Genomic DNA, 13,092 nt, shown 5'->3' on the forward strand with positions numbered 1-13,092 from the left:
GCCTACGTCTTCGCATCATATACCTTCTTTGTTGGGTTGCAACTTTTACCCAACTCAATCGACAAGATCAAATCAGCATGATCAAGTTCATTTACATGATCATAGTTCCGGAACGATGATCATGCGAGGTTAATTTACGGTCAGTGAGCAACCAATTTTATTAACAAAAACGGATAGATAGGCAACACCTTACGTATACATAATCAATCAATGTAAAGATCCTTATTACCGAACAATCCGTTATTTTGTAAAACACCGTGCTCCATATTAGATAAGTCGTCCCTGAAACGGATCGAAACCCACGCTTTAAACTCAACATAGAGGGATTTCCCCCCTTACTAATATGCCTCTGATTCAATACATTAGTTATCGAGCTTTAAGATGCATACGATCTAAAGCTCTCGGTATCTCATTGATACCTCTAACTTACTTAGCAGACCCTCGCTAGGTAATTTAGAACCTCTTCTACACGTCGACAAGATTATATCTTGTGTTGCCAGCCCGTCTTCAGGCTGGCTTTTTTTTCGCTTCTCAACAATGAAAACAATAGCATAAGCTGATATCATAGCTTTTGTCTCACTGTCCCTCTCATATGCTTAGGTGCTGCTCTTTCGCTCACAAGTGATATGAACGTCAACCACATTACAACTGAGTTGTAGGAAGCATGATCAAGGACGATACGAGTTGTAAGCCGAACATTAGGCGGACATCCGTGAGCGCACATATCTGTAATGAAACAGACCATTTTCCCAATTAAACTCTTCGTTCCATTTCGTCGTTGTCTATGACTACCTGACGAAAACATCGAACACCACGAATTTAATTGGATTGAGCGCCAATCAACGAACGTGTTCTAGCAACGTAACTGCCTACTTGGCAACATCAATACGAGCCATGTAACACGGACGTCTATGTATTGGTAAAAGCAGTATGTAGTGAGTCCTTTTGTGAATATTTCAGTCGATACCATAGAACAATCCCTCCTTAAACAGCTACCAGGTTGTTGGGGATGCAAAGATAAAGATTCGGTATTCCTATACGTAAACCAGGAATACGCAGAACTGTTAGGGCACACATCGCCCGAGGAGTGCTTGGGTAAAACTGATTTTGATATGGCCAGCCCAACCACTGAATGCGCGCAAGAATTTCAACGCCAAGATAAACACGTTCTCGAAACTGGCGAGTCACTAAAAATTCTGGATATCCACCCTTATCCAGATGGCCGCTGGCGAGCACATATATTTACTAAAACACCGTGGCGAGATGACAATGGCGACATTGTAGGCACCATTTTCTACGGAAGAGAACTCACCGACACTGCCGTGATTGAAGTCGGGTATTGGGTTTGTCGTGCTATCAGTACCAACCCAAATCAACAATCCATCTTTCGTTTTTCTGACTTACAACCAAAACCAGAGAAGCTCACATGCCGCGAGCAAGAAACGCTTTTCCTCTTGCTCTATGGCAAAAAGCCTCAATTTATCTCTCAGGTCATGGGCATATCAACAAAAACCGTTGAAGGTCACGTCGCACGCTTACGTAATAAGTTTGCAGCGAACAGCAAGAACGAGCTAATAGATAAAGCAATGGAAGCAGGCTACGGCTCTGTTGTACCCAAAACGCTGCTTAAGCATCAATTATCGGTTGTGTTGAATGGAGAGCGATAATTCACATCGCTTCCACCTACAAAAACACCGCCCCAATTCGGCGGTGTTTGTTTATTCATGAGGGACCATAAGCCTATGGCGCTAAACGATCAATGTCCCAACTTCCATCATGCTGGGAGAAAAGAAAACGATCGTGAAGGCGATGTTCACCACCTTGCCAAAATTCGATGCTCTTTGGTTTTACGCGAAAGCCACCCCAAAAGGTTGGTACTGGTATTTCACCCTTAGCAAACTTCTGTTTTAGCTCTAAAAACTTACCTTCCAACACACCTCTGGCAGAAATACGGCTACTTTGTTTGCTCGCGATTGCGGCCAACTGGCTCTCTTTAGGACGAGAAGTAAAGTATTTCATATTCTCTACGGCGGTAAGCTTTTCAGCCACACCAGTAATATGAACTTGGCGCTCTAACGGATGCCAAGGGAAGTGCAAACTAATATTGCTGTTATGCTCTAGCTGCTGGGCCTTGCGACTGCCTAGGTTGGTGTAAAACACAAAACCATCTTTGTCGACGTTTTTCAATAGAACAATGCGTTGAAACGGCATGCCATTTTCATCAACCGTTGCAACTGTCATCGCAGTCGGGTCCGTTAAACCCGCTTCAACTGCTTGCTCTAGCCACAGATTAAATTGATCAATAGGATCAGCTTTCAAATCTTTACGACGCAGCCCACCTTTGGTGTACTCACGACGAATATCAGCAAGTTCCATCTTTACTCCTTCACTCGTTTTTGTCGATTGTGCTCCCGATACTGAGGAAATACAAGGACATCATTGTGCTTGTTATCGTTGCCGCTCACAGCATCACAGTGCGTCATTTGATACCATGACACAAAAAACCAGTGAGCCGATCGTGAACTTACTCAACCCCAAAGCCCTACGTCATTTTTTACTGCTACTGTGTGCCGGCGGCATTTCAGGGCTTGCGCTTACTCATCATTACGCAACTCAATACCAACATGATCAATGGCAACAAAAGCTAGAGAGACAAGCCGCGCAAGTGTCACAAGAAGTGGACTACGAACTGGCAAAGTTTGAACAGATACCAAACCTATTAAGTCACGACCCAAGACTACTCAAAGCAGTAGAGCGCGGAACGCCCTCTCAAGAGCTCAACCTACTGTTATCAGATTGGTTGAAGCAAAGTTTGGCCGATACGATTTACGTTCATGACCGCACCGGGTTAGTCATAGCCTCAAGTAACTTTCAGCAAGAAGATACGTTTGTTGGCTCTAGCTTTAGCTATCGCCCCTATTTTAAAAATGCGCGACGCGGTGAGCCCGCTCAATATGTTGGATTAGGCGTGCGCTCGAATAAACGTGGGTACTTCTTCTCATCTCCGCTGTGGGTAAATGAGGAAGTCGTTGGCGTGATTACAGTAAAAGTGAACTTGGAGCAATTAGAACAGCGCCTTTCGCAAACCACGACTGACGTACTCATTACAGATAAACACAATGTCGTGTTTATGAGCAATTTACCAGACTGGCGCTATCGTGCACTTTTCCCACTGTCATCGAGTGCAATAAATGAACTTACCGAAACGCGTCAATATGGCGATACCTTACCCGAATATTTTGGTGAGTTAACGGCACACACTGGTGTCACGGAGTTTGATGACAATCAATTGCTTCTATCACCGAATTACCTCGCATACGCAACACACTTATTGGATAAAGGGTTTCGCGTCGTTGCCTTAATTAACCACAACAGCGTTCTTGCCGCCGTTTTACAGGCCGATATCGTCTTCCTGATCTTATATGCGCTCATTGCTCTAATTGCGTTAGCGTGGTTCCAAACCCTAGTTAACAAAGCACGCCTTGCCCATCTCAATGTGAGCCTAGAAGAAAAAGTAGTGCAACGGACACTAGTGCTAAGTGAAGCCAACCAAAAACTACAACAGACCATCCGCCAATATGAGCAAAGCCAACAAGAGCTTAAACAAACACAACAAGAACTGACGCAAGCCGCGAAATTGGCACTGTTGGGCGAGCTATCAGCCAGTATTAATCATGAGATAAATCAGCCACTTTCCGCACTAAGAACCTATACCGAAAACTCGCAGCGTTTGTTGGCAATGGAAAAATACCCAATGGTCGCTGACAATTTGGGCAAAATGCTGACACTCAATGACACCATTTCGGAAGTCATTGCCCGCTTAAAAGTCTTTACTCGGAAAGCCACGCACGATTCACACAATGAAATCTCAGTACTGCACGACGCGGTACATACTGCCACCAGCATTTTGAGCAACAAGCTTATTAAGCAAGGAGTAACACTAAAAGTTCCGGCCATCGACTATGATGTGAAGCTGGCCATTCACAGCGTTGAATTAGAACAAGTGCTGATAAACCTCTTCCACAACGCCGCACAAGCGATGGAAAACCACTGTATCGATCCGCAAATATCCATTGCTGTTCAGTGTCATGATGACAGTTGCGACATTCTTGTTTCCGATAACGGGCCTGGCATGTCGGACGAAGCCCTAGCAAAAGTCTTTGATCCATTTTTTACGACTAAGCCAGAGGGCTTAGGATTAGGTTTGACCATCTCCAAACGCATTTTAGAGAGCTATCACGGCTCCCTCTGTGCCTATAAACATCAGAACACAGAACAACAAGCAGGAGGCATGACCTTTATCGTGACGCTACCAATAGTCAATCAGAATAAACGTACTCCAGAAGTGGAAAACGACCATGAATAACTCAGTTTTCTTTGTTGATGACGAACCACACATTCGTGATGCCGTGTCTCAAGCCCTGCTGATTGAAGGGATAGACGTCACCTGCTTACCAAACGCAGTAGAAGCCTTACGCGTAATCGACTCAAATACGCCTGCGATTATCATTACCGATATCCATATGCCCGTGATGGATGGCTTGGAGTTTATGCGAACTTTGCGAAGCAAAAACGATCACTTTCAATTCATCGTACTTACTGGACATGGAGATGTGAAAACCGCGGTAGATGCGATGAAAAGCGGCGCGTACGACTTTCTAGAAAAACCGTTTTCAACGGAACAGCTCATGAAATCGCTCAACAATGCCAGCGATAAACTGAACTTGTTGCAAGAAAACATCTGGCTTAAGAAAGAGCTCGACATGCAAACTCATGTTGGTCCGAAAATGATTGGTCACAGTAAGGCCATGGTGAGCATTCGTCGCGCCTTGATCAGTGCGCCCACAAGCCAGCCGCTCATTTTTGTAGGTCAAGATGGTACAGGTCGCCGGCTCGCCGCACAATTTGCCCACGACATACATGCAACACCGGATAGTGAGCTAATCGCCGCTTCTGGTGAAGACCTCTATGAGCTTTCATTAGAAGCGCTCGACAAAGCCATACACCGCTTAAGTGAAGGAAAACGCCACTGCAGTTTGTACTTACATAGCGCAGAGCATGTATCATTTGAGCAATGGGAATACTTATTCAAGCACCCAAAACTTGAGCGTGTTTTTGGCGCGACCACCCAAGCCGAGCCACCTCTAAAATCCCTGGCGACTCTAATTCACTTACCGACGCTCGATGAAAGAAAGGAAGATATAGGGCCTTTATACAAGCACTTTGTGCGCCACACAGCGAGTCGATATCAGTTACAGCCGCCACATATCAGCCTAGAAGAGGTCAAACACCTCACCAGTCTCGAATGGCCAGAAAACGTTAAGCAGCTACGCCAATTTGCTGAACTTCGTGCCCTCAAGCCAGATACTTTTAGAATGGAAGATTGGAACAGTGAGAAAAGTCTTGAAATTCAGAGTATGACTCAGCGCACAGAATACTTTGAATATTGCTTGTTATTCGATGCATTGCAAAGACATCGCGGCAGACTCAAAGAGGTTCAACTAGAATTACAGGTATCACGCAAAACCTTGTACGACAAACTAAAAAAACATCAGTTGGATAAAGCCAAGTTCAAGGCGTAATAGCTATACTCCGGCGCTAATTATGCTTTTGTTTGATTTAGAAAGTGTAAGAAAGCTCATTTGAAGAGAGAATAACCCTCTTCTCATATTTTATTAGCCGAGCATGCTGACATGATCGGTTAATAATAATAAGATCAAAAAGATAATCCGTAATTATATAAGCAGGGACTGTGATGAGCCGAGATAACTACAACAAACTCAACGATGAAGAGTTGGATTTTGTTGATGACAAAACTGCAGCATTGCTCCTCAATACCCCCAACAGCGCGCGTTTTATGCTCTGGGTTATGGTGCTATTTTTCATTGCAGCAATAGGTTGGGCATCTTGGGCTGAAATCGACAAAGTCACGGTTGGTCAAGGCAAAGTGATTCCCTCCTCACAGATACAAGTAGTCCAAAACTTAGAAGGTGGCTTAGTCAAAGAAATCTTGGTCAAAGAAGGCCAGTTGGTTGAAAAAGGCCAACAGTTACTGCTTATCGACGACACCCGCTTTCGCTCAGATTTTCGTGAACGTGAGCAACAAGTTGCCAACCTTACCGCATCTGTGCTGCAACTATCCGCTTCTATTAACAGTGTTGCCGTTAATCGTGATTTTGAAACGGAAAACTGGCGTCAAAGTGTACTACTTGATTACGGTAAACTGACCTTCCCACCAACCTTGGAAGAGACTCGACCTCAACTCACACAGCGTCAAAAAGCAGAATATCGCGAAGATCTAGATAATTTGCGCAACCAACTTTCTGTTATTGACCAACAAGTGCAGCAAAAGCAGCAGGACTTGGTAGAGATCCAAGCGCGAGTAAGGAACTGCGTCAAAGCTACCAATACGCGAAAAAAGAACTCGATATCACCAAACCTTTGGCAGACGAGGGCGTTGTTCCTCGTATTGAACTGCTCAAATTACAGCGCCAAGTCAACGATACCCGTCGTGAAATGACGTCCAGTGAGCTCAAGATTCCCGTATTGCAATCAGCGATTCGAGAATCCATGCTCAACCGTATTGATGTTGCACTCAAATTCCGCTCTGAACAGCAAGAGAAACTCAACAGCGCCCAAGACCAGTTATCTGCCTTGGTTGAATCAGCGGTGGGCTTGGAAGATAGAGTAAACCGAACGGTTGTGAATTCGCCAGTAACAGGCAAAATCAAAACACTGAACATCAATACTGTCGGTGGTGTTATCCAACCTGGTATGGATATCGTCGAGATCGTACCAACAGAAGACACACTATTGGTAGAGGCGAAAATTGCGCCAAAAGACATCGCATTTTTACGCCCAGATCTTCATGCTATCGTGAAATTTACAGCTTACGACTTCACAAAGTACGGCGGTTTAGAGGGAGAGTTGGAACATATCAGCGCGGATACCACTCAAGATGAAGAAGGCAACAGCTTCTACATTGTTCGTGTACGCACCGAAAAAACAAACTTTGGTCAAGATGCAGATTTACCAATCATTCCAGGAATGACAGCATCGGTCGATATCATCACAGGGAAGCGAACCGTTTTGGAATATCTACTTAAACCGATTTTAAGTGCCAAAACGAACGCCTTGAAGGAGTAAACCACATTAAGATACTCGCGATAGGGAGTATTGAGCGATAAGTGATTAAATAAAAAGCACTTATTTCTCACTGACGAACTCTCTAGAAGAGTATACTTGTGATACGAGTCGAATATGCGATCCAATTTGCAGCGTAAAGTTACATTATTAATCAGCTTAAGTTGTTTGTCGTTCCAACTTGGTGCGCTGAACAGTAAAGAACAACGATGGGTCAATACGGTCACAGCGGTGTACGGCGAACGTGCGGGATTGCGCGTAAATACATGGCGAAAGAACCTCGACTTATTTAAACAATTAGAGACTCATGAACAGCTCGCTGGCGTTAACGACTTTTTTAATCAGCTGTATTTCGTTGACGACATAAAACTGTGGGGAAAGACAGATTATTGGGCTACGCCACTCGAATTTTTAGGGAGTAACGCAGGAGACTGTGAAGATTTCACTATTGCTAAGTACTTCTCTTTACTCGAGCTAGGAATACCAGATTCAAAGATGCGTTTAATATACGTAAAAGCCATCGAACTGAATCAGTTTCACATGGTATTAGCTTACTACCCTACCCCAAGTTCTGAGCCGCTCATTCTCGATAATATCAATCCTGACATTGTCCGAGCCTCTAAGCGTAGCGACTTGCTACCGATATACAGTTTTAATGGTACAAACCTGTGGTTGATGAAGTCATCTGCTAGCACTGGAGAGCTAGCAGGGAAAGCATCACGGTTGAGCCTTTGGAATGACTTACGCTCGCGCGAACGTAAGTTGCAGTTAAATAAACCTAAAATTAACTATGACGAGTGAGAAACATGACCCTATATAAGAAGCTTGTGGTGGGGATGGTTACGGTCTTTATACTCTTGTTGGCATCAGTATTCGTAATCCAATTCAACACGACTCGAGACAGCTTGGAGCAACAGCAACGTTCAGAGGTCAACAACACTATTAACACCGTAGGTTTGGCACTGGCTCCTTACCTAAAGGACAAAGATAAAGTCGCGGTTGAGTCCGTGATTAATGCTCTATTTGACGGCAGCACCTACTCCGTTGTTCGTCTTACAGCATTAGATTCTGACTACCAGATCGTGCGTACTTACCCAGTTAAACCAAGTACGGTGCCACAATGGTTTATCGACATGAATCTATTTAAAGCGATTCACGATAAGCGTGTTGTGACCAGTGGTTGGATGCAGCTCGCCGAAGTAGAAATCATTAGTCACCCAGGCGCAGCTTACGAGCAGCTCTGGCAAGGTTTTATTGGCTTGCTGTCTGTATTCAGTGTTATTTTTCTAGCTGGTTTAGTGGCAATTTCATACATCCTACGTCGCTCGCTAAAACCATTAACGGCCATCGTAAATAAAATGCATGAAATCGCGAATAACCAATTTGGTGAACCGCTTGCTCGTCCAAGAACCAAAGATCTTATCGCGGTGGTAGATGGCATTAACATGATGTCTGCTCAAATCGAGCTATCATTCAAAGAGCAAGCCAAAGAGGCGCAACGTCTGCGTGCTCAGGCTTACCTCGATCCTATATCTAAATTGGGTAACCGCTCATTCTACATCAACCAAATCGACCAATGGCTTGCAGAGCAAACGCAAGGGGGTATCGCGCTACTCCATGCTGAATACATTGGGGACATTTACGAGACCAAAGATTACCAACGCGCAGATGCCCACGTTAAAGAACTGTCTCAACGTTTGAAAAACACCATTGATGTACCGGGTGCCACTATTGCTCGCTTGTCTAGTGATGAGTTCGGCTTGCTTTTCCCTCATATGGATGAGAGCGAGTTACGCATTTTATCGGACAGCATCGTCAATTGTGTGAACGGCCTAAATACTGACCCAACAGGCTTAGCAAAACCTAAAGCGTCACTAGGGGTTGCACACAGCAAAGATCAGAAAACGCGTTCTGAAATCCTCTCGATGGTGGACAACGCACTATCGAAAGCCAAAGCGCAACCAGACAAGCCATACGGCTTCATTGGCAGTGATACACCTTCTAGTTTGATGGGTAAACAGCAATGGAAAGCGTTGGTTGAAGAAGCCATTCATAGTGATTGGGTTAAATTCCGTTTCCAAGCTGCGAAAAACACATGGGGTAAAGTATTCCACAACGAAGTATTTTCAAGCATCGAAAAAGATGGTGAAACGTATCGTGCGAATCAATACCTATTCGCACTAGAACAGTTAGACGCCACCAACATCTTTGACCAGTATGTCATTGAATCAATGATTAAGATGCTAGAAAGTGGTGAACTTAATGACCCAGTCGCGATTAACATCGCGCAAAGCAGCTTGTCTCAACCATCGTTTATTCGCTGGACAACTAGCATGCTGGAAAAACACGCCAAAGTGGCCTCTAAGCTACATTTTGAAATTCCAGAGGAATGCTTTATCGATCAGCCTCACCACACAGCACTGTTATGTAATGCCATTCGCCAATCAGGTGCTGAGTTCGGCGTAGATAACTACGGACGTAACTTCCAATCTTTGGAATACATCCAAGAGTTCCGCCCGAACTATGTGAAGCTCGATTACCTATTCACACACAACTTGCACGACGAAAAACAGAAATTCACGCTAACGTCGATCTCTCGTACTGCCCACAACCTTGGTATTACGACTATCGCATCGCGTATCGAAACTCAAATCCAGTTGGATTTCCTCACTGAACATTTTGTTGAGGTATTCCAAGGATTCATCGTCGACAAGGAATAAAAAGGTTTATCAACGATGAAAGACCCTTTACTGAATTCGCTCATCTACGTTAGCCGTTACTATGGGTTAGCTAACTCGCCAGAAGCGCTAGTCAACGGACTACCGCTATCTGACGGTAAACTGACCCCATTTTTGCTACCAAGAGCAGCGGAAAGGGCCGGATTGGTTGCCAAGGAAAACCGCGCAGAGCTGGAGAGCATCTCCAGCCTAATTCTGCCGGCAATCTTAGTTCTTAAAGGCGGTGACTCTTGCGTTCTCAACAGCATCAATATGGAGAAACGCGAGGCCGAAGTCACCACCCTAGAAAGTGGAATGGTGCCGATCTCTATTCCATTAGAAGACCTACTTGAGCAATACACTGGTCGGTACTTTTTAGTTAAAAAGCAATTCCGTTTCGATGAGCGCTCTCCCGAAGTGCTCAAAACCAACGAAGGCCACTGGTTCTGGTCCACCTTGTGGCAGTCAAAACGCATCTACCGTGATGTTTTAATCGCATCACTTCTCATCAACCTCTTTGCGGTTGCCGCTCCGCTATTCACTCGCTTGGTGTACGACAAAGTGGTTCCGAATCTTGCGTTTGAAACCCTATGGGTACTAGCAAGTGGCATCTTTGTCGTGTTCCTGTTCGACTTCATTCTCAAGTCGCTGAGAAATTACTTCATTGATGTGGCGGGCAAGAAGTCTGACATTCTGATTTCATCCAAACTGTTCAGCAAAGTGATGGGGATTAGAATGGAATCGAAGCCGCCTTCGGTCGGTGCCTTCGCTCGCCATTTACAAGAATTCGAATCTATTCGAGAGTTTTTTACTTCAGCGACCGTCAGTGCTCTCATTGATTTGCCTTTTGCCATTTTATTCTTAGTGATTATATGGCTAATGGCTGGCGATCTTGTGTATGTACCGATGGTGGGCGTGGTCATTTTGATTATTCACTCGCTACTGATACAAGGGCCGCTGCGTCGCTCCATTGAGGAGGGTTCACGCCTAGCATCGCAAAAATATGCCAATTTGATAGAGAGCTTAGCTGGGTTAGAAACCGTAAAAATGCTCAGTGCGCAAAGCCAATTCCAATACCGCTGGGAAGAGGCAGTTGCGCACATGGCGAACTGGAATATAAAAAGCCGACGAATTACGGATAGCATTCAAAACGCGGCGGGTTTTGTGCAGCAAAGTAGTAACGTAGGGATGATCATCCTAGGCGTTTACTTAATTGCAGAAGGCGACTTAACCATGGGCGGTTTGATTGCCGCAACCATGCTTAGCGGCCGCGCGATTGGTCCTTTGGTTCAGTTATCCTTACTCTCTACGCGCTACAACCAAGCGAAGTCTTCTATGACAATTATCAATCAAGTCATGGAAATGCCGGATGAACAAGAAGAAGGTAAACGTTACATTCACCGCCCAATAGTACAAGGCAAAATTGAACTTGAACGCGTGACCTTCCACTACCCAGATTCACCGGTGGCGTCGATTCGAGATTTGAGCTTGACCATTAACCCAGGCGAAAAAGTAGCGATCATAGGCCGTATCGGTTCGGGTAAAACCACGTTAGAACGTCTCATCATGGGCTTGTATCAGCCGACGGAAGGTCATGTTCGCATTGATGATACCGACATCGCACAACTGCATCATGTCGACATTCGCCGTAATATTGGTTGTGTGCCGCAAGATTCGAATCTGTTCTTTGGTTCTATCCGCGACAACATTACGCTAGGTCGCCCATTAACCGATGACCGTGACGTACTAGACGCAGCGAATCGTGCCGGTGTTACTGCGTTTACGCAATCTGACCCAGCGGGCTTAGAACGCCAAGTTGGTGAAGGTGGAGCAATGCTTTCGGGTGGTCAACGTCAAGCAGTCACGATCGCTCGTGCATTTTTGGGTCGTCCTCCTGTTCTACTCATGGATGAACCAACCAGTGCGATGGATAATCGCTCAGAGATGCACATTAAACATCAATTAGCACAGTTGAAACCTAGTGAAACGCTGATTCTGATTACGCACAAAACGTCTATGCTCGACATCGTTGATCGCGTAATTGTGATGGAGAAAGGCAGCATCATTGCAGATGGCCCTAAAGCGCAAGTGCTGAACGATTTGAAACAAGGCAAAGTGCGTGCGGTTAGCTAGCCTGAATTCACATTGATAAAAGACAAAGGCCCCGTTTGACTCATGTTTAACGGGGCTTATTTTATTGGGAGCCCGAGATAGTTAAGTTCTTCAAGCGCGACCCAAACGAGTACAAGGCCAACAATCACGAATAAAATCATAATCGCCTTTTCATCTTCTTCCATTTTTCAACGCCCTAAAAGCTCTTTCAATTAATACACCTTAGGTTATCAGGACAAAAGTCATATTCAGCTCGTTTATAAGGAACTAGCGTCATAGAATGTCGGATATGGGATACAGCTCAAAGATTGCTCTTTTCAAAATCACGTCAGCTTTGGTTGAATATAAGTAATAAAGCCAAAGAGTTCGCAATGCTCACTAAGTCTTTGATTAACCAATATAGTACTCTGTGGTACCTCAACACAGAGACAAATGGTGTAAAGAAAAATTGTGATTACTTACAGCAAAAAATCAGCTATAAAAGCCGCTTTCTAGATATCGTCGAGATGAAGAAATGAATGATTGGATCCAATTAGAGCAAGTGAGCCAGTATTTCACTACGGGCTCCCTCGGTTACAAACTAATGATGGGCATTTTTGTCCTGATCGCGTATCGCATCCTGAAGAGGATTGTAAATAGAGCCATCCTAAATTTGGCAACAACGAAAGGTGTAAAAAAGGCCCGTTTGAGTTTTATTCAGCGCTGTTTCAATGTCGCGCTGCTATTTTTGACCGCCTCTATTTTTGCCATTATCACAGGTATTGGCTATGGCGATGTGTCTTTGTTCCTATCGTCCATTTTTGCCGTATTAGGTGTGGCGTTTATTGCGCAGTGGTCAATTCTGAGCAACATCACTGCCAGCTTTTTGATCTTTTTTGTCTTCCCGTACCGAGTGGGTGACCGAATTAAAGTCGTAGACAAAGATGAAGACATCTGCGGTGAGATTCAAGAAATCAGCATGTTTCACGTGTTAATTAAGCACGACAACGGTAACTTGATCACTTACCCAAACAACCAGATTTTGCAAAAAGCGGTACTAAAGCTGGCGAAAAACAAGCCAGAGCCAAGTAAAGCCAAATCTCGAATTTATACTCGCAGAAAGAAATAACCCACTAAAAAG

8 protein-coding genes and 1 pseudogene are annotated in these 13,092 nt (G+C 44.6%); 8 read left to right on the forward strand and 1 reads right to left on the reverse strand.

Annotated features, from left to right (window positions below; translation table 11 throughout):
- The first annotated feature begins 947 nt into the window (after nt 1–947).
- Nucleotides 948–1,667: a PAS domain-containing protein gene (locus tag R7Z77_RS05915; RefSeq protein ID WP_082240199.1), complete on the forward strand. Its 720-nt coding sequence runs from the start codon at nt 948–950 to the stop codon at nt 1,665–1,667.
- A gap of 73 nt (nt 1,668–1,740) precedes the next feature.
- Here R7Z77_RS05915 and pdxH read toward each other — a convergent pair whose 3' ends face one another.
- Nucleotides 1,741–2,376: a pyridoxamine 5'-phosphate oxidase gene (gene pdxH, locus R7Z77_RS05920; RefSeq protein WP_005374570.1), complete on the reverse strand. Its 636-nt coding sequence runs from the start codon at nt 2,374–2,376 to the stop codon at nt 1,741–1,743.
- A gap of 115 nt (nt 2,377–2,491) precedes the next feature.
- On the opposite strand from pdxH, the gene R7Z77_RS05925 reads away from it, so the two are divergent.
- The 7 genes and pseudogenes from R7Z77_RS05925 to R7Z77_RS05955 all read left to right on the forward strand — a co-directional run bounded on the left by R7Z77_RS05925 (nt 2,492) and on the right by R7Z77_RS05955 (nt 13,080).
- A complete protein-coding gene (locus tag R7Z77_RS05925; RefSeq protein WP_065275557.1) occupies nt 2,492–4,366 on the forward strand; it encodes an ATP-binding protein in 1,875 nt (624 codons plus the stop codon).
- Nucleotides 4,359–5,582 carry a sigma-54-dependent transcriptional regulator gene (locus tag R7Z77_RS05930; RefSeq protein ID WP_005374563.1) on the forward strand — a complete coding sequence of 408 codons (1,224 nt, stop codon included), beginning with the start codon at nt 4,359–4,361 and terminating at the stop codon, nt 5,580–5,582. The genes R7Z77_RS05925 and R7Z77_RS05930 overlap by 8 nt, the downstream gene beginning before the upstream one ends.
- Nucleotides 5,583–5,755: 173 nt before the next feature.
- Nucleotides 5,756–7,146: pseudogene (locus tag R7Z77_RS05935) on the forward strand (HlyD family type I secretion periplasmic adaptor subunit).
- Nucleotides 7,147–7,260: 114 nt separating this feature from the next.
- Nucleotides 7,261–7,944, forward strand: coding sequence for a transglutaminase-like cysteine peptidase (locus tag R7Z77_RS05940; RefSeq protein WP_005374561.1), 684 nt, complete (start codon nt 7,261–7,263; stop codon nt 7,942–7,944).
- Nucleotides 7,945–7,949: 5 nt separating this feature from the next.
- The gene (locus R7Z77_RS05945) at nt 7,950–9,863 is read left to right on the forward strand and encodes an EAL domain-containing protein (RefSeq protein WP_005383568.1); all 1,914 of its coding nucleotides are present in this window, start codon (nt 7,950–7,952) and stop codon (nt 9,861–9,863) included.
- A gap of 15 nt (nt 9,864–9,878) precedes the next feature.
- Nucleotides 9,879–11,993: a type I secretion system permease/ATPase gene (locus tag R7Z77_RS05950; RefSeq protein ID WP_005374556.1), complete on the forward strand. Its 2,115-nt coding sequence runs from the start codon at nt 9,879–9,881 to the stop codon at nt 11,991–11,993.
- A 493-nt stretch (nt 11,994–12,486) separates the two neighbouring features.
- The gene (locus R7Z77_RS05955; RefSeq protein WP_169628479.1) at nt 12,487–13,080 is read left to right on the forward strand and encodes a mechanosensitive ion channel family protein; all 594 of its coding nucleotides are present in this window, start codon (nt 12,487–12,489) and stop codon (nt 13,078–13,080) included.
- The last annotated feature ends 12 nt before the right edge of the window (nt 13,081–13,092 follow it).

The organism is Vibrio sp. 1401 (assembly GCF_033340295.1).